Origin of the sequence: uncultured Sphingomonas sp. (assembly GCF_964235535.1) — a bacterium.
Classification (GTDB): Bacteria; Pseudomonadota; Alphaproteobacteria; order Sphingomonadales; family Sphingomonadaceae; genus Sphingomonas.
Genome location: NZ_CAXSBH010000002.1, coordinates 1 through 17,768, shown reverse-complemented (window position 1 = coordinate 17,768; position 17,768 = coordinate 1). Strand labels below are relative to the sequence as shown.

The following is a 17,768-nucleotide window of genomic DNA, read 5'->3' as shown; positions in this document are numbered from 1 at the left end:
GCGCGGAGGCGCGGAGACGCGGAGGGGAGTGGGCGAGGGTCGTTTCTTCACCGCGCAGCGGCAGAATCGCTCGGGGTATCGACTTTGAAGGCTGCTGGCGCGGCGAGACGCTCATCTCCTCCTCCGCGCCTTCGCGCCTTCGCGTGAAACCAATCTTCTTCAAAAAGGAGAGGACGACATGGCTTATTGGCTTGCATCGGAGCGGACGGTGCAGCGGGCGGACGTGATCTCGCAGTTCGATGCGCGGTTCTGGACGGTGAACTTTCCTCGGCCGATGATGGCCTCCGTCACTACGCCCGCGCACGATGCGCTCCGGGTCGATCTGGCGTTCTACGCCCAAGACGATCTGGCGGGGCTGATCTGGGAGGCGGAGGATAAGCACGATCATCCGCTGCTGGCGTACGAGACGTCGCGGGATTTCCGGGGATGTCGGCTGCGGTTCCGGTGGCGGTCGGGGGGCGTGCTGCCGCTGGATGCGGTGAACGGGCCGACCTTGACGATCGAGGGGCGGGATGCGGGCGGGCTCCCACGCGCCTGGTATGTGCGGTTGTGGAATTATGCGGTGGGGACGCCGATGGATGCGGCGGTCGCGATCGACTTCGCGCGGCTGGATGGCGGGTTCCTGCTGCCGGGCGAGGCGGATCCGGTGTGGGCGGGGGATGTCGACCGGATGTTCGTGTCGATGGTGCCGCCCGGATTCGACGGGGCGGATGCGCCGCTCTCTGCGCCGGCGGAGGGGTGGGTCGAGTTGACGGGGATCGCGTGCGAGGGACCGGGGTCGGTGCTGGCAATCGGCGACGCGGTCGTGCCGCCGCACGGGGCCGGGATCGCGGGAGGTTACGACGACAGCTACCACCTGACGCCCGCTCGGTTGCTGCGGCAGGCGCTGCATCTGGGGTACCGGGGAAGCCTGATCCATTATGTCGGGATGAGCCATTATTTCCGGTTGCGGCCGGACGGGCTCGTCACGCTGGAGGGCGGCGCGCTGAACGTCGCGTGCGCGGCCTGGCACCGGGATTTCGCGGGGCGGGCGAAGGCGCTGGGGTACGAGCTGATCTGGTCGCTGAGCTTCGAGCTGTTCGATGCGCATTGCCCGGAGGAGTGGAAGCAGCGGACGGCGGACGGGAGCCCCGCGCTGACGGGGTGGGTGCCGCCGTCGACGCTGCTGTCGCCCGCCAATCCGGTGGCGATGGCGTATCTGCACGGCGTGGCGCGGGCGTTCCTGGCGATCGGGAATGCGGCGGGGCTCGTGCCGAGGTTCCAGGTTGGCGAGCCTTGGTGGTGGGTGACGGGGGATGGGCGGCCTTGCCTCTACGACGCGGCGGCCGTGGCGGCGTTCGCGCCGGTGGCGGTGCCGAGCGTACGTGGGGCGCTGTCGATGGCGCAGCGCGCGACGCTTGACCGGGCGGGTGCGAGCCTGGCGGCGGCGACTGCCGGGCTGGTCGCGGCGGTGCGGGACGAAGCGCCTGGGTGCGAGTGCCTGTTGCTGGCGTATCTGCCGAGCGTGCTCGACCGCCAAGCGCCCGAGGTGCGGCGGGCGAACCTGCCGGTGGGGTGGGCTCGGCCGGCGTTCGATGTGCTGCAGCTGGAGGATTACGACTGGGTCACGGGCGACGACCCCGCGCGGACGGCCGCGGGGGTGGCGGAGGCGGGGGCGAGGCTCGGCTATCCGGTGGCGCAGCAGCATTACATGTCGGGGTTCGTGCTGCGGCCGGAGGAGCGGGCGCAGTGGGCGGCGATCGAGGCGGCGCTTCAGGTCGCGCGGGCGCGGGGTGTCGCGCAGGCGTTCGTCTGGGCACTGCCGCAGGTGGCGCGCGACGGGTTCGTTCGGTGGGATGGGGAGGATGAAATGCAGGCGTTCGACGATGTGCTATTCCCGCTGGCGCTGGGGCGCGAGGTGGAGGTGGCCCCTGGCTTCTCGACGACGGTGCTGACGGCGGCGGGCGGGGCGGAGACGCGGAGCGCCGCCTGGGCGGAGGCGCGCACGACGTACGATGTGTGGCCGGGCGTGCGGTCGGAGGCGGAGGTGGCGGCGCTGCTCGCGTTCTTCCGGGCGCGGCTGGGACCGGCGCGGGGGTTCCGGTTGCGCGATCCGTTCGACTCGGAGGGAGCGGACGAGCTGCTAGGGGTGGGCGACGGGACGCGGCGGCGGTTCGCGCTCGTCCGGCGGTACGGCGAGCAGGAGCGGCGGATCACGCGGCCGGTGCCGGGGAGCGTGTCGGTGCGGGTCGGCGGGGCGGCGGTGCAGGGGTTTTCGGTCGAGGCGGGTGGGTTCGTGGTGCTCGACGAGGCTCCGGGCGTGGGCGTGTCGGTGCGGGCGGGGTTCCGGTTCGACGTGCCGGTGCGCTTCGCCGAAGACCGGTTGCGGGTGAGCCGGGCGACGTTCCTGGCGGGGGAGGCCGCGAGCGTGCCGCTGGTCGAGGTGCGCGAATGGTGAGCTGGCTGGAGGAGGAGCTGACGACGCTCGCCTATTGCTGGCGGGTGGAGCGGAGCGATGGGGTGGCGATCGGGCTGACGTCGCATGACCGCGACCTGGTGGTGGACGGGCTGGTCCACCGGGCGTCGCCGGGGATGACGCCGTCGGCGATCCGGCGCGAGGAGGGGCTGGACGTGGAAACGGGCGACGTATCGGGCGCGCTGGGCGGCGCGGCGATCGGGGAAGCGGACCTGCTTGCCGGAAGGTGGGACGGGGCGCGCGTCCTGCTGTTCGCGGTCGACTGGAGCGACGTGTCGCGGCGGGTGGATTTGAGCGAGGGGACGATCGGGGCGGTGGAGCTGTCGGATGCGGGCTTCACCGCCGAGCTGCGCGGGAGCATGGCGGCGCTCGACCGGGCGGTGGTGGAGGAGACCTCGCCCGAATGCCGCGCCGAGCTGGGCGATCGGCGGTGCCGGGTGGCGATGGCGGGGCGGCGGCGGTTCGTGCGGATTGTGACTGCGGAGGGCGGGGCGCTGACGGTGGATGCGGCCGAGCCGGTGGCGGACGCCTATGGAGGCGGGCGGATGCGGTGGTTCAGCGGGGCGAACGCCGGGCTGGAGGCCGGGGTGGCGCGGTCGGAGGGGGCGGTGCTTCGCCTGCGCGCGCCGCCCGCCTTTGCGGTGGAGGCGGGGGAGCGGGCCGCGGCTGCGGCGGTCGCGGCGGTGGGTGCCCGGTTCCGGCTACATGGGCGGGGGGCGGGGACGGGGCTCGACTGCGTGGGGCTGGCGGCGCTGGCGATGGCGGCGGGCGGGCGGCGCGGGCCGGTGCCGACCGGGTATGCCTTGCGCGGCGGCGATGCGGGCGTGGTGCGAAGGCTGGTCGGGGACGGACTCGCGGCCGCCGACGGGGAGCGAGCGGGCGACCTGCTGCTGTTCGCGGCGGGGCCGGGGCAGGTGCATCTGGCGGTCAGGACGGAGCGGGGCTTGGTCCATGCGGATGCGGGGCTGGGGCGGGTGGTGGAGCGGCCGGGGGCATTTCCCTGGCCGCTGCTCGCCGCGTGGCGATTGGAGGGGTGACATGGCGACGTTGGTTCTGACGACGGTCGGCGGGCTGGTGGGTGGGCCGGTCGGGGCGGCGCTGGGTAGCATCCTGGGCGGCGCGATCGACCGGCGGCTGCTCGGCCCCAAGCGGCCCGAGGGGCCGCGGCTGGCGGAGCTGGCGGTGCAGACGTCCTCGTACGGCACGCGGATACCCAGGCTGTTCGGCCGCATGCGGGTGGCGGGGACGGTGTTCTGGGCGACCGACCTGATCGAGCGGCGCGGGCGCACGGGCGGCGGCAAGGGGCGGGCGGCGACGACCGACTATAGCTATAGCGCGAACTTTGCGGTGCTGTTGTCGGCGCGGCCGATCCTAGACGTCGGGCGGATATGGGCGGACGGCAAGCTGCTGCGTGGCGCGGGCGGCGACTGGAAGGCGCGGACGGGGTTCCGGCTGCATCTCGGGAGCGAGGACCAGGCGGCCGATCCGTTGATCGCGAGTGCCGAAGGGGCTCAGGCCCCGGCGGCTCGGGGGTGCGCCTATGCGGTGTTCGAGGGACTGGAGCTCGCGGATTTCGGCAACCGCATCCCGTCGCTGACCTTCGAGGTGGTCGCGGACGCGGGGCCGGTCGCGATCGGCGCGGTCGCGCGGGCGTTGGGCGACGAAGTGGACGCGGAGGTTGCGATGACGCTCGAGGGGTTCGCCGCGACGGGCGGGAGCGTGCGCGCGGTGCTGGCCGAGCTGGCGCGGGCCGGCGGGGCGAGCGTCGCGGCGCGCGGATCGCGGGTGGCGGTACGAGACCGGCCCGAGCGGGTGATCGAACTGGCGGATGCGGGGGTGGCGGCGGAGGGACGGGCGGCCCGGCGGAGGCGGATGCTGGCGCCCGCCGATACGGTCGCGCGGGTGGTGACGGTGGCGCATCACGATCCGGCGCGCGACTGGCAGATCGGGGTGCAGCGCGCCGCGCGCGCCGGTGCAGGCGGGCGGACCGAGGCTGTGGAGTTGCCCGCGGCGCTGGGGGCGGACGCGGCCAAGACGCTGGCGGCCGCGCTGCTGGCGCGGGGCGAGGCGGGGCGGACCCGGCGGACGCTGTCGCTGGGTCCGGCGGGGCTGGAGGTCCGGCCGGGCGACGGCGTGCGGATCGGCGGCGAAGCCGGGCTATGGCGCGTAGCCGCGACCGAGTGCGAGCGGGGCGCGGTGAGCGTCGAGCTGATCGCGGTCGAGGCGGAGACGATGCCGGCGGCGGCCAGCGCGGGGCGGGTGCTGCCCGCGCCGGACCGGGTGGCGGGGGCGACGGTGCTCCACGCGTTCGAGCGGCCCGCCGAGGGCGCGCGAGGAGCGGGGCCGCGGCTGACGATGGTGGCGGCGGGCGGCGCGGGGTGGCGAAGCGCGGCGCTGCTCTATTCGCTGGACGACGGGGCGAGCTGGACGGAGGCGGGCGGGACGGCGGCCCCGGCGGTGATCGGAATGGTCGAGACGCCGCCCGTCGCCGCGCCCGCGACATTGATCGACCGGCGGTCGGCGGTGGTGGTCGTGCTCCCGGAGCATATGGAGCTCCGCGATGCGGACGCTCGTGCGATCGATGCGGGCGCAAACCTGGCGCTGCTCGGCGACGAGCTGGTGCAGTTCGGGCGGGCCACGCCGCTGGGCGGCGGGCGGTGGCGGCTGGAGGAGCTGCGGCGCGGGCGGTTCGCGACCGAAGGCGCGGCTCCGGCGGAGGTGGGCGCGCGCTTCGCGTTGCTTGAGCCGGAGGCGGCGCGGACCGTCGAGCTGCCGATCGGGGCGATCGGGCGCGAGGTGCGGGTGCTGGCGTCGGGCGTGGGCGACCGGGACGGGCCGGTCGAGGCGCGGGCGGTGATCGGCGGTCGGTCGGTGCTGCCGCTCGCGCCCGTGCATCTGCGGGCGGCGATCTCGGCCGAGGGCGGCGCGTGGGTGACGTGGGTGCGGCGGAGCCAGGCGGGGTGGAGCTGGGTCGACGGCGTCGATGCGCCGCTCGGCGAGGAGCGCGAGGCCTTGGCCGTACGCGTGACGCGCGCGGACGGGAGCGTTCGGGTCGTGGCGACGGACGCTCCCGGCCTGATGCTCGAGCCGGGCGAGCGCGCGGGCGGGGCGGTGTCGGTGACGGTCCGGCAGGTGGGCGATCTGGGGATCGGGGCGGCGGCGATGCTCGTCGTGCCGGGTTCCGGCAATTGAGGAGGGAACGATGGAATACGAAACGACCGCGCGACTCGGACTGCCGCTGCTTGCGACGGGGCAGGCGGGCAAGGAAGGTACGCACAACGAGGCGCTGGCGCTTCTCGACCTGGTGGTGGGCGCGGAGGTGGAAGCGATGGGGCCGAACGCGCCGCCGTCCGATCCGGAGCCCGGGCGGGCGTGGATCGTCGGTCCGGCGCCGACGGCCGCGTGGGCGGGCCGGGCGGGTGCGCTCGCCGGGTGGACCGGCGGCGGCTGGCGGTTCGTCGCGCCGTATGAGGGCCTAAGCGTTTGGATCGTCGCCGAAAAGCTGCGGGCTCGGTTCACCGGGGGCGAGTGGGTCACGGGCGAGGTGCGGGCCGCGCGGGTGCTGGTCGGAGGCGTGCCGGTGGTGGGGCCGCGCGGGGCGGCGATCGCGGAGCCCGCGGGTGGTGCGACGGTCGATGTCGAGGCCCGTGCGATGCTGGGCCGGGTGCTGGCCGCGCTCAGGACCCATGGTCTTATCGCGCCGTGACGTAGCGTCGGGCGGTACGATCCTCCGTCCACCTGTTGCCCTGGAGACACGGTTCGAGCTTTTCAGTTCTTGCATGGAAACGATCCCTCCGATAGTGGGTTTCACCTGTCCTATCGGACAATCTGGAAAAGGGGTTTTATATGCGGAAGCTTGCCGTTCTGATGGCACTCGCCTCCACCGCTCTCGCTTCGCCCGTCCTCGCCCGCGACAATGCGTGGTATGTGGGCGTCGAAGGCGGCGCGATGATCGTCGAGGATCTCGATTACGACGTGACCACCGCCGCCGGCGTCGGCACCAGCAACGCGATCTCGATCGATCACGATTATGGCTACGACGTCGACGCGGTGATCGGCTACGACTTCGGCGGGTTCCGCCTGGAGACGGAAGTCGGTTACAAGAGCGCGGTCGTCGACGAGCTGACCTCCACGGTCACCGTGCCCGCGTTCAACGCCGCGGGCGGCACGTTCAACGTCGCTTCGGGCAACCGCGATGCGGGCGGCCGCACATCGGCGCTGTCGTTCATGGTCAACGGGCTGCTCGATTTCGGCGCGGATGACGGCATCCAGGGCTTCATCGGCGGCGGCGTCGGCGTGGCGCGCGTCAAGGCGGACAGCTACCGCCTGAGCACGCGCGGCGCGTTCCTCGACGACTCCGACACCGTGTTCGCGTTCCAGGGCCTGGCGGGCGTCCGCGCGCCGCTGACCGACACGATCGACGCGACGCTGAAGTACCGCTTCTTCAACGCCGACGACGTCAAGCTGGTGGATATCGGCAACCGTCAGCTCGAGACGCGCTTTCGTTCGCACTCGATCCTGGGTGGCGTGACGTTCAACTTCGGCGAGCCCGCGCCGCCCCCGGCGCCCGAGGCTCCTCCGATCCCGGAGGCCCCGTTGGCTCCGCCGGCTCCGCCCGAGCCCGCCGTGGTCTGCTCGCCCGGACCGTTCATCGTGTTCTTCGAGTGGGACAAGTCGGACATCACGCCCGAGGCCTCGTCGATCCTCGACAACGCCGTCACCCAGTACACCAATTGCGGTAACGCGCAGGTCATGCTGGCCGGCCACGCCGACAAGTCGGGTGCGGCGTCGTATAACGTCGGTCTGTCGCAGCGCCGCGCCGACGCGGTCCGCGGCTACCTGTCGTCGCGGTCGATCCCCGACGGTTCGATCTCGACCGAGGCGTTCGGCGAGAGCCGCCCGCGCGTCGACACCGCCGACGGTGTGCGCGAAGTGCAGAACCGCCGCGTGGAAGTCATGTACGGACCGGGCGCGGGTCAGTAAGCCCTACGCTTACCGTACCGTATGGATCGGGGAGGTCGGGAAACCGGCCTCCCTTTTTCGTTGGGCGATGGGCACCGTCGAGCCGAACCGAAGCGCTGACCTTTCCGTCGCCGACTGTAATCGTCAACAGCAGTGGCGCGCTACCAGGTGGAGGGCGTCGAACCGTGCTCCGCCATCAAGCGAGCCGATCGCTCCCGACTTGATCGGGAGAGCTCAGGTCGCCTAGCGTCACCTGTCGAAAGGGCGGGTGATGGAAAAGCGGATCAGACGGTTGGAGACGCTGGTGGAGTGGCAAGGTTATCTGCTGCTCGTGCTTACGGTGATCGTCGGCGTGGGCACGGCGGCACTCCTCGTCCTCTGGCAGGAGAAGGGGCAGCCTGATTTCGACCATATCGCGGTCGCCATGAGCATGTTCCAGACGTTGTTCGGGATCGCCGCCATCGGCGGTTTCTGGGCGCTTCGCGGCGCGACGAGGGAGAAGGCTGAGGAAGTCGCCGAGGCGGAGGTGCGCAAGATCGCCCCATCGCTCATCCTGGGGCACGTCCAGGAGAACCTACAGACATTTCGCAACGAAGCACCTATATCGAACACCGATTTGGATGACATGGTCGATGCGATCGGTGGGAAGGAGGACGGTGATGGAAAATGAGCTTCAGATCATAGCGCGGCACGCGAAATCGGCTCCGGTCGATCTGGACGGCATGTTCGCCGATCTCGGCATATGATACCGCGAAGAGGCCATAGCGACGGGCGAGTCCGGCTGGATAGAACGGAGCGGAGAACGGTACCGAGTGGTGGTGAATGGGCGTGAGCCCGAGCCGCGTAGGCGGTTCACCGCCGCCCATGAACTCGCGCACTATCTTCTTCACCGTGATCTGATGGACGACGGATCACGGATGAACCGGCATACCGATCGGCTGTTCGACGACGCCGACGACGATGGCGGGTCGTTGTTCGACGACCATCACGAGGTTCAGGCCAACCGGCTTGCCGCACAGATCGTGATGCCTGCCCTTCTAGTGCGCCGGCGGCACATCGATGGGCTTACGACGGCGCAGATGGCGAACGAGTTTCGAGTATCGAAGGCCGCAATGGAGATACGGCTGAAGACGCTGGGACTGGCGAGATAAGCCGGTGTTCTAAATGATTTGAGGTGGTGTGCGGTCGCGCTGCATCATACCTGCGGGTCGTCGAAGTCCAAGCACCCGGTAACAGATTAACCCTAGTCGAGCCCATTATCGCAGGCGGACATACGGGCGAGCGATCGGCGGTCTCGGTCCAGCCGATATCCCACTGCGCACAGATGCTGTGCGATCGGCCAGGTCGGAGCATACCAGGGCATTGGCACCGCCCAGTGGCGTGTACGGTCGGGCAGCGCAGGCATCGCCGCCTGCTCGCCGCTGATCGTTACTTCGGCGACGACCACGCCTTCGTCGCCGCCCAACCGTGCGCGGACCTCACCCGAGCCGTCCACGATCGAGGACAGGCCGGGGAAGCGGGTCGCGAGCCTGGCGACCTCGTGAGCGCCGCACAGATTCGCCATCATCACCGGCACGCCGAGCGTGCGGGCGTGGTCCTGCGCGAGCCGCGCCAGCATCGCATCGAACGCCGCGGCGCCGCGCGCGCCGATCGGCCAGGCGGCGGGCGGGGTGGCCGCCGCCGTGGGATGCAGGACCAGGTCGACCGACGCTGCCGCAAGCGCGCGAAGCGGGCCGGCTAGGTAGTTTTCGTAGCAGATGCCGACGCCGATCCGGCCGAGCGTCGTATCGATAACGTGCGGGCCGGGGCGGCCCCGGTACCAGCGGGCCTCGATCCAGGCGGGGCGCGACTTGCGCACGACGCCCGCGACCTCGCCGGCCGGCGTCGCGAGGACGAAGCTGTTGTGGAAGTGATCCCCCGCCGCCTCGACCAGCGTCGTGCCCTGATGGAGGCGGTGATGGCGGGCGCGTTCGCAGAGCCAACGCGTCAGCGGACCGCCGATCGGCTCGGCATGCGTCCACAGACCGGGGCCTAGGGTATAGCCGTTCAGCGCCAGCTCGGGCAGCAGAGCCAGCTCAGCCCCCGCGTCCGCAGCACGGGCGAGCAGCACGTCGGCTTTCTCGCGGTTCGCGGCCACATCGCCCGGGACGCTCGCCATCTGGATGGCGGCGACGCGCACCGGGCGGGAACCCTGCGACACCCTAGTCGGCCGCGTCCTCTCCCAGCGCCGCCTCCAGCCAGGCCGGGCGGAGCGCGTCGCTCAGCGTCTCGACGCGGCGGTGTTCGACCATCAGGCCGAGTTCGGGATACGCCGCACGGGTGCGGTCCCCCGGTTCGGCAAGCGGCGCGACTACGAGGCGGCGGTTCACCTTGGCGCGGTGGTGCATGCGCGCGGTGTTCTCCTGGCCGATATAGCAGCCCTTGGTGAAGCTCACGCCGTTCAGCTCGCGCGCATTGCATTCGAGCCAGAGCGTCTCGCCCGACCCGAGTTCGCCCACTCCTTCCGTCACGCCGAGCGCGAGCCGGTGCGCGTCCCAGCCGACCGCGCGCGGGGCGGTCGGGGCGAGCCAGCGCCAGCCGAGTTCGGGAAGTCGGGGGTCGGGCAGGCTTGTGTTGTTGTGCGGGGACCAATGGACGGTCAGCTCGTCGCGCTCGATCGCGACCGCGCGGCGCAGGCGGTAGCCCGACAGCTTGGCCGCGAGCGCGTCGGCCTGGGCGGCCTCGCAATCGATAAGGATGTCGCCCCGATCATCCCACAGGATGAAGTCGAACAGCGCCTTGCCCTGCGGCGTGAGCAGCCCCGTCCAGAGCGGCGCTTCATGCGTCAGACCGTCGATGTCGGCGGGGACGAGCCCCTGGAGGAAGCCGCGCACGTCCTCCCCGCTCAGGCGCAATACGGCGCGGTCGGGGAGCATGCCGGGGCTGGAGTTCGTCATGCCGGGGACGCTAGCGCCGTTCGCGAAGAATCCAAGTGGCGCGGTGGCGTGGTCACGAGCGCGCCGCTAAACCCCATGCGATGACCGACCGCCTGACGATCCGCCGCCCAGACGATTGGCACGTCCACCTGCGCGACGGCGCGATGCTCGAGGCGGTGGCGGGCCACACCGCGCGGACGTTCGCGCGCGCGATCGTGATGCCCAACCTGTCGCCGCCGGTGACGAAAGTCGCGGCGGCCCAGGCGTACCGCGAGCGGATCACCGCCGCGCTGCCGGCGGGGTCGGGCTTCACGCCGCTGATGACCTGCTACCTGACCGACAACGCCGATCCGGGGGAGATCGTGCGGGGCCATGCCGCCGGCGTGTTCACCGCCTGCAAGCTGTATCCCGCGGGAGCCACGACCAACTCCGCGCACGGCGTGACGGACGTACGGAACATCGCGCGGGTGCTGGAGGCGATGCAGCGAGCCGGGATGCCGCTGCTCGTTCACGGCGAGGTGACCGATCCGGCGGTCGACATATTCGACCGGGAGGCGGTGTTCATCGAACGGGTCCTCCGGCCGCTGCTACGCGACTTTCCCGCGCTGAAGGTGGTGATGGAGCATATCACGACGGCGGAGGCGGCGGCGTTCGTTGAGGAACGAGGCGACCGCCTGGCCGCGACGATCACGCCGCAGCATCTGCATCTGAGCCGCAACGCCCTGTTCGACGGCGGCCTGCGCCCGCACGCCTATTGCCTGCCCGTGCTCAAGCGCGAGCGGCACCGGCTGGCGGTCAGGCGCGCGGCGACGGGCGGCTGTCCGCGCTTTTTTCTCGGCACCGACAGCGCCCCGCACGAGGTGGCGCGCAAGGAGTCCGGGTGCGGATGCGCGGGCGTGTTCAACGCGCCCTTCGCGCTCGAAAGCTACGCGGCGGTGTTCGACGAGGAGGGCGCGCTGGACCGGCTGGAGGCGTTTGCGAGCGAGAATGGCGCGCGGTGGTACGGGTTGCCGCTCAACGAGGGGACGGTGACGCTGGTGCGGGGCGGGGTCCTCGTGCCCGAGCGGGTGGGGGACGTCGTGCCGTTCCATGCGGGCGAGCGGCTGGGGTGGCGGGTGGAGGCGTGAGCCCGCCGACCGCGCTCGTGATCGGCGCGGGGATCGCCGGGTTGGCGGCGGCAGCGGCGCTGACCCGGGCGGGGTGGACGGTCGAGCTGGTCGAACGCGCGCCCGAACCGCGAGTGGCGGGCGCGGCGCTGAGCCTGTGGCCCAATGCGATGGCGGGATTGCGGCGGCTGGGCGCGGCGGCGCGGATCGAGGCGGATGCGGCGCCGATCGTGCGCATGCTGCTCACGACGCGGGAGGGTGGGGCGTTGATCGACCGGGCGGTCGCGGACGCGTACCTGCCGACGCGCGCGTTGCTGCAGGCGGCGCTGCGCAACATGGCCGGCGATTTGGCCGTCGAGTGGGCGCGCGAAGCGGTCGAGCTCGTGTCGGCAGAGCGCGGCGAGATCGGTTTCGCGGGCGGAAAGCGGCGCTCGGCCGATCTGGTCGTGGTGGCGGACGGCGTACGGTCGGCGATCGGTCGGGCGATCACCGGCACGGAGGAGACCTACCGGGGCTATAGCGGCGTCGTCGCGCTGTCGGACGCGATGGAGGGGGACATACCCGCCGGGCTCGCGGCCGAATATTGGGGGCGGCATGAGCGGTTCGGGGTGTTCGATCTGGGCGGCGGGCGGCGTTACTGGTTTCATATGCGCACCGCGCGGATCGGCGAGCCCGCGCCGACGCTCGGCGAGATCGCGGCGCGAACCGCGGGGTGGCCTGCGCCCGTCCGCGACGCGGTGGCGGCGACACCCGCCGAGCGGCTGATCCCATGGCCGATCCACGCCAGGTCCGCGCCCAAGCGGCTCGCGCGGGGGCGCGTCGTGTGCGTGGGCGACGCGGGGCATGCGATGGAGCCTAATCTGGGCCAGGGCGCGTGCCAGGCGATCGAGGATGCGGCGGCGCTGGGGGCGGCGGCGATACAAACCGACGACCCGGCCGATGTGCCGGCTCTTTTCGAGGCGATGCGCTTGCCGCGCGTGCGTCAGGTAGTCGCTCGGGCGGGGGAGGGTGGGTATGCGGTGCATGGGCCGGTGGTGGTGCAGGCGGCCATGCGGGCGGCGCTTCGGATGATGCCGGGGGCGCTTAAGAAGCGGGCGGCGGCGGGGGTGCAGACCATGCCGGATTATTAAAATAGGGGCGTGCAAGAAGGGGCATCGCGGCGAAGCCGCGCCGTCGGTCGGGGCTGAGGCCCCGCCGGCCGGGCTTGCGCGAGTCCTGGCGCGGGGCGCGTCAGGCCGCCCTGCGCCGAGAAGGGGCGTCGCGGCGAAGCCGCGCCGTCGGTCGTAGCGTTGCTACGCCGGCCGAGCTTGCGCGAGTCTTGCGCCGGGGCGGCGCAAGCCGCGCTGCGCTAGAAAGGCAGCCACTTCGATTTTTCGCTGAACCGCATGTATCCGACATTCACGCCCGCGCGCCAGCCGACGCCCAGGCGCACCGGTATCAGGACGACGTTGCCGCGCCGCAGGTAGCTCGCGGCGAACCCGCCCACCGCGTACAGGCGCCCTTCCGCGGCGGGGAAGCGGCGGAACAGCTCCTGGCTGTCGTACAGATTGTAGACGAGCACGAACACCTTGTCCGCATCGCCGCCGAAATCGAAGCCGATCGAAGGCCCGGTCCAATAGACGGGGCGCTGGCCCTCTACCTTGTGCGTCATCACGCCCGATCCGTAGCGCAGGCCGACCACGAACGCCCCCGCCGCCTCGCGCCCGGCGATGTAGGCGTTGGGGCGGCCCTGGCCCTTCAGGATGCGCTCGATCACCCCGGCGAACCCGGCTGCCCCCTTCCCGAAAACATCTTCGCCCGCTGCGATCAGGTCGTCGCGCTCGAACGTGTCGGCGGCGCGCGTCGCCGCGTCGGGAGCGAGGTCGGCGGCCGGAGCGGTAGGCACCGGCGCGGAAGGCTCGTCGGGTAAGTCCTGCATCGGCGCGGGGTCGCGCGCGGGCGGGCGGGGCGCAAGGTCGGCGTCGACCGGCCGGTTGGGATCGATGGTGCGCACCTGCGCCGAAACCGGCGCGGCCAACGCCAGCGCCGCCGTCCCCAGACTGACTATCCACCCACGCATCGCGACTACTCCCCGAACACCTTGCCTGCACATTAACCAACGGCGGGCTGACCATGCAATGAACGAACTGCCGCTCCCGCACTCGATGCGCCGGGCGGTTGATCGCGGGGGGCGTGCTGGCTATAGCGGACGGGTGGCCGTTCCGGAGACGTGGGTGAGTGGCTGAAACCAGCGGTTTGCTAAACCGCCGTGCGGGGTAAACCCGTACCGAGGGTTCGAATCCCTCCGTCTCCGCCAGCGGACCGTCCGAAGACGTCCAGACCCGACCAGAAACCTTGGATTTTCGCGGTTTTATCGGGCGGACGCGTTCCGTATCATCCATCAGCATCCATCCGAAGCCGGGCCAAGCTGGGGGGCTATCCCCGAGATCGGAGGGGGCGCCGTTGCTGAGGGATCACGCAGTCCGGGAGGCTCTTACTCGGGAGAAGCCGTGAAAGCTTGCCGACGCCGGCGGTCTCCACCGCGGTCATCCGGGCGATTTTCGACCGTTGGACCGAACTTGGGGCGGAGGGGTGGTTCCATTAGGACGTGACGGCGAGCGTCGAGCGCATGGAGGACGTGGCGCCATCCAACGGGATCGTCGCCGGTTCCGACGGACATGGCCGCTTCGACCCTGAGCAGCCCGCGCCAGGTGGTCCGCGGTCCGGCCGGTTTTAATCAATGGAGGCCAGCAGCCGCCGTTGGAGACACGGACCCGACCACGTTCTTGATCGCTTTGGCCGTCGCGCGCGCGCCCTGGAGCGTTGGATGGAAGCTGGCTCCCGTTTCCGGCTCGAAGCCGTTCACCCAGGGCGCTTTGCTGCATGCATCGTGACCTGCCGACAGCACGGCCATGTCCACGATCGTGGCACCGGTGCCAACGGCGCGCGTCGTTTGGGCCAGCTTCTCACCAACCGTGCGCATCAGCGCCGCCTGCTCCTCGGTGAGCCCGATCGACGGGCAGGTGCCCTGACCAGGCAGGATCGTGGGATAGGTGACCACAACGATCCGAGCATGGGGCGACCGTCGGGCGATTTTGCGCAGCGTTGCCCGCAGCTTTTCATCCAGCGATACGAAGTCGCGCTCCGCCACCGGTTTGGCACCCTTCCAAAAGGCGCCGATGGCCGCACCGAGAACACCGCCACCGTTCCGGTACGCCATCGCCGTGAGGTCACCGATATAGCCGACATCGTTGCCGCCGGCGGTCAGCGTCACCAGGCGCGTCTCCGGACCAAGCGCGTCGATCTGCGGCCCGAGCATCATCTGGCCTCCGTACATGACATGCCGCACCGTCGATCCGGACGACGTCATGTCCGTGAACGATGGCACCCTCAACAGGCGGGCAAGCTGCTGCGGATAACCGTTGATGCTGCGCCGAGAGACGACCGGGCTGCCCGGTGCGCGCGGTCCCAGTCCCAGTCCCGCCGCGTAGGAGCTGCCCAGCGCGACGTACCAGGAGTTGGCGGCCGGCGGTTTGCGGACCTGATAGAAGTATCCCGCTACGACCGCGACCACCGCCCCCACGCTGCCGAGCGCTCCCCATTTCATGATGCGTCCGTACGTCATGACTCGCCTCCGGCACGGGTAGGGTCATACCCTTGGCCGTCGATGTTCATACAGGTCGTCCTCGCGTGAATGCATCAGGTCGAACGAACGGCCGCTTCCATGGAAGCGATACGCTGCGGGCACGATCGTTGTTTGCGCGTCGCCGGACTGCGCCTGCCGATCTGATCGTTCCCAGGCAATGTGAGCCGGGCATTGCCCCTCATCGCAGTTCCCGCCGCGCGTCGTTGCGAGCGGCTGCGAGTAGGAGGCGTTTCGGTTCCGCGCGCGACCTTCTTGGGATAGGCCGTCGTTCCACGACCAGCACGAGGTTTTCCAAGTTGCCGTTATCGGATGCCCAGATCGCACGCGCACTCGATGCGAAAACGAAACCACCGGGTTCACTTGGGCGGTTGGAGACGCTGGCAGCTCGGATCGCCCGGTTCAAGGACTCGCTCACCCCGACGATCGAGACCGCGACGCTGCTTCTGTTCGCGGCCGATCACGGGATCGCGGCAGGCGGCGTGTCGGCCTACCCGCAGACGGTCACCCGGCAGATGCTCGTGAACTTCCTGGACGGGGGAGCCGCCGCGACCGTCATCGCGCGCTCGGTGGGCGTGGAGGTGCGCATCGTCGATGCGGGCGTCGCGGGCGAGGCGATCGCCCATCCCGCGCTGATCTCGCGCCGCATCGCGGCCGGCACGCGCAATTCGGCGATCGAGCCGGCGATGGGGCAAGCCGAGTGCGACGCCGCGCTGGCGATCGGGCGCGAGCTCGCCGAGGCCGCGCCAGGGGACGCGATCTGCCTGGGCGAGATGGGGATCGGCAACAGCTCGGCGGCGGCGCTGGTCGGGGCGAAGCTGCTCGGCCGGACAGTGGGCGATCTGGTCGGTCCCGGCACCGGGGTCGACGCGGCCGGGCTGGACCGCAAGCGCGCGGTTCTGGCCGGGGCCGCGTCGCGCACCGATCCGCTCCTGCCGTCCGGCGCTGCGCTACGCGAATATGGCGGGTTCGAGATCGTGATGATGGCGGGCGCGGCGATCGGCGCGGCCGCGACCGGGCGGATCGTGATTGTCGACGGCTTCATCGCCACCGCCGCCGCGCTCGCCGCGTCCAAGCTGGAGCCGGCGAGCCGCGACGCCGTGGTCTTCGCGCATCGCTCGGCCGAGCCGGGGCATCGACTGCTGCTCGATCATCTCGGCGCGGAGCCGTTGCTCGATCTCGGCATGCGGCTGGGCGAAGGGACGGGAGCGCTGCTTGCCTGGCCGCTGGTCAAGGCCGCGGCCGCGATGCTGCGCGAGATGGCCACCTTCGAGGACGCGGGCGTGAGCGGACGGAATTGACGTTTCGACCGCGCGAGGAAGCCGCGACCTTCGCCGTCGCCGTCCAGTTCCTGACGCGGCTGCCGGTGCCGGCTGGAGCGTACACGCCCGGGCGGCTGCGCGCCGCGGTCCGTTATTACCCGCTGGTCGGCATTCTGGTCGGCGGCGCGGCGGCGCTGGTCATGCTCGCCGCCGCCGGACCGTTCACGCCGCTGATCGCCATCCTGCTGTCCTGCGCGGCGACGCTGCTCCTGACCGGCGCGTTTCACGAGGACGGGCTTGCCGACACGTTCGACGGCATCGGCGGCGCAGGCCGCGCGCGCGCGCTGGAGATCATGCGCGACAGCCGGATCGGCACCTATGGCGCGCTGGCGCTGCCGATCGTGTTGGCGCTCAAGATAGCCGCCCTGGCCGCGCTGCCGCCGCCGACGGTTCCGATCGCGCTGATCGCGGCGCATGGACTGAGCCGGCTCTCGGCGGTGCTGGTCGTCGCCACGAGCCGCTACGCGCGCGACGACGGCACGGGCAAGTTCACCGCCGACGGCGTGGCGGCCGGAAGCCTGCTCGTCGCGCTGGGCACCGGCGCGCTGATCGCCGCCGCGATCGGGTGGAACATTGGAGGCACCGGCGTCCTGTTCGCGCTCGCCGGCCTCGGGATCGGCCACGGCGCGGCGCGGCTGGTGTTCGAGCGGCGGCTGGGCGGCTATACCGGTGACTGCCTTGGCGCGGTGCAGCAGCTGAGCGAGGTCGGCATTTATCTGGGGCTGCTCGCATGGGCCTGATCTTGCTTCGCCACACGCGGCCGGCGGTCGCGGCCGGTGTCTGCTACGGGGCGACCGACCTCGAATGCGCGGATAGCTTCGTGGCCGACGCGACCGCCGTGTCGGCCAGCCTGTCGCGCGTCGACCGGATCCTGACCAGTCCGCTGCGCCGCTGCCGGCGGCTGGCCGAGTTCGTCGCCGACGCGACTGGCCTGGTGCCGCATGTCGACGATCGACTGGCCGAGATGGATTTCGGCGCGTGGGAGGGCCGCCATTGGGACGACCTGCCGCGAGACCAGATCGACGGCTGGGCCATCGATTTCCATCATGCCCGCGCGCATGGTGGGGAAAGTGTCGCCATATTTTCCGCGCGTGTTGCAGAAGCGCTGGCCGACGCCCGCGCGATAGGCGGCACGACGCTGATCGTCACGCACAACGGCGTGATCCGCGCCGCGCTCGCGCAGGCGGGCCGGGAGGATGCGTGGCGCTCCACGCTGCCCTATGGCGGCCGCATCACCATCTGAACGGGACGGGAACGGGCATGGACGAGGGCGACGACCACAAGACGAGGATGCGGGCGCTCAAGGCGGAACAGGAGGCCAAGCGCAAGGCGGCGGCCGATCCGGAGCGCGGGCTGGTGCTGGTCCACACCGGCAACGGCAAGGGC

Annotated in this window: 16 protein-coding genes and 1 tRNA gene; 13 read left to right on the top strand and 4 right to left on the bottom strand. The window is 71.1% G+C overall.

What is annotated here, in order from left to right:
• Nucleotides 1–178: 178 nt before the first annotated feature.
• The 7 genes from ACFE7F_RS01395 (at nt 179) to ACFE7F_RS01365 (ending at nt 8,568) form a co-directional block, all read left to right on the top strand.
• Nucleotides 179–2,437: a DUF2460 domain-containing protein gene (locus tag ACFE7F_RS01395; protein ID WP_375402048.1), complete on the top strand. Its 2,259-nt coding sequence runs from the start codon at nt 179–181 to the stop codon at nt 2,435–2,437.
• Nucleotides 2,434–3,492 (top strand): DUF2163 domain-containing protein, encoded by a 1,059-nt coding sequence (locus ACFE7F_RS01390; RefSeq protein WP_375402047.1) that lies wholly within the window; start codon nt 2,434–2,436, stop codon nt 3,490–3,492. Before ACFE7F_RS01395 ends, ACFE7F_RS01390 begins: the two co-directional genes overlap by 4 nt.
• A 1-nt stretch (nt 3,493) precedes the next feature.
• Nucleotides 3,494–5,647, top strand: a complete 2,154-nt coding sequence (locus ACFE7F_RS01385; protein ID WP_375402046.1) for a phage tail protein — start codon at nt 3,494–3,496, stop codon at nt 5,645–5,647.
• Nucleotides 5,648–5,657: 10 nt separating this feature from the next.
• Nucleotides 5,658–6,161, top strand: a complete 504-nt coding sequence (locus ACFE7F_RS01380) for a DUF2793 domain-containing protein (RefSeq protein ID WP_375402045.1) — start codon at nt 5,658–5,660, stop codon at nt 6,159–6,161.
• A gap of 140 nt (nt 6,162–6,301) precedes the next feature.
• Entirely contained in the window at nt 6,302–7,438 is a 1,137-nt protein-coding gene (locus ACFE7F_RS01375) for an OmpA family protein (RefSeq protein WP_375402044.1), read from the top strand.
• A 271-nt stretch (nt 7,439–7,709) separates the two neighbouring features.
• Nucleotides 7,710–8,087, top strand: coding sequence for a hypothetical protein (locus ACFE7F_RS01370; protein WP_375402043.1), 378 nt, complete (start codon nt 7,710–7,712; stop codon nt 8,085–8,087).
• A gap of 91 nt (nt 8,088–8,178) precedes the next feature.
• On the top strand, nt 8,179–8,568 hold the full coding sequence (locus ACFE7F_RS01365) for an ImmA/IrrE family metallo-endopeptidase (protein WP_375402147.1): 390 nt from the start codon (nt 8,179–8,181) through the stop codon (nt 8,566–8,568).
• A 92-nt stretch (nt 8,569–8,660) separates the two neighbouring features.
• Here ACFE7F_RS01365 and ACFE7F_RS01360 read toward each other — a convergent pair whose 3' ends face one another.
• Complete coding sequence (locus tag ACFE7F_RS01360; RefSeq protein ID WP_375402042.1) at nt 8,661–9,596, bottom strand: carbon-nitrogen hydrolase family protein; 936 nt, start codon at nt 9,594–9,596, stop codon at nt 8,661–8,663.
• 22 nt (nt 9,597–9,618) lie between these two features.
• A complete protein-coding gene (locus tag ACFE7F_RS01355) occupies nt 9,619–10,353 on the bottom strand; it encodes a YgfZ/GcvT domain-containing protein (RefSeq protein ID WP_375402041.1) in 735 nt (244 codons plus the stop codon).
• 80 nt (nt 10,354–10,433) lie between these two features.
• Between ACFE7F_RS01355 and pyrC the strand changes: the two genes are divergently transcribed.
• Complete coding sequence (pyrC, locus tag ACFE7F_RS01350) at nt 10,434–11,459, top strand: dihydroorotase (RefSeq protein ID WP_375402040.1); 1,026 nt, start codon at nt 10,434–10,436, stop codon at nt 11,457–11,459.
• Nucleotides 11,456–12,568 carry an FAD-dependent monooxygenase gene (locus ACFE7F_RS01345; protein WP_375402039.1) on the top strand — a complete coding sequence of 371 codons (1,113 nt, stop codon included), beginning with the start codon at nt 11,456–11,458 and terminating at the stop codon, nt 12,566–12,568. The genes pyrC and ACFE7F_RS01345 overlap by 4 nt, the downstream gene beginning before the upstream one ends.
• Nucleotides 12,569–12,786: 218 nt before the next feature.
• Here the strand turns inward: ACFE7F_RS01345 and ACFE7F_RS01340 are convergent, their stop codons facing one another.
• Complete coding sequence (locus tag ACFE7F_RS01340) at nt 12,787–13,497, bottom strand: DUF1134 domain-containing protein (RefSeq protein WP_375402038.1); 711 nt, start codon at nt 13,495–13,497, stop codon at nt 12,787–12,789.
• A gap of 144 nt (nt 13,498–13,641) precedes the next feature.
• On the opposite strand from ACFE7F_RS01340, the gene ACFE7F_RS01335 reads away from it, so the two are divergent.
• Nucleotides 13,642–13,734: transfer RNA gene (locus ACFE7F_RS01335), tRNA-Ser, on the top strand.
• Nucleotides 13,735–14,154: 420 nt separating this feature from the next.
• Here ACFE7F_RS01335 and ACFE7F_RS01330 read toward each other — a convergent pair.
• Entirely contained in the window at nt 14,155–15,042 is an 888-nt protein-coding gene (locus ACFE7F_RS01330; RefSeq protein ID WP_375402037.1) for an SGNH/GDSL hydrolase family protein, read from the bottom strand.
• A gap of 317 nt (nt 15,043–15,359) precedes the next feature.
• Between ACFE7F_RS01330 and cobT the strand changes: the two genes are divergently transcribed.
• The 3 genes from cobT to cobC are packed head-to-tail and all read left to right on the top strand — an operon-like array spanning nt 15,360 to nt 17,625.
• Nucleotides 15,360–16,361 carry a nicotinate-nucleotide--dimethylbenzimidazole phosphoribosyltransferase gene (gene cobT / locus ACFE7F_RS01325; protein ID WP_375402036.1) on the top strand — a complete coding sequence of 334 codons (1,002 nt, stop codon included), beginning with the start codon at nt 15,360–15,362 and terminating at the stop codon, nt 16,359–16,361.
• Nucleotides 16,358–17,122, top strand: coding sequence for an adenosylcobinamide-GDP ribazoletransferase (gene cobS, locus ACFE7F_RS01320; protein WP_375402035.1), 765 nt, complete (start codon nt 16,358–16,360; stop codon nt 17,120–17,122). Before cobT ends, cobS begins: the two co-directional genes overlap by 4 nt.
• Nucleotides 17,113–17,625, top strand: a complete 513-nt coding sequence (gene cobC / locus ACFE7F_RS01315; RefSeq protein ID WP_375402034.1) for an alpha-ribazole phosphatase — start codon at nt 17,113–17,115, stop codon at nt 17,623–17,625. Before cobS ends, cobC begins: the two co-directional genes overlap by 10 nt.
• Nucleotides 17,626–17,768: the final 143 nt, after the last annotated feature.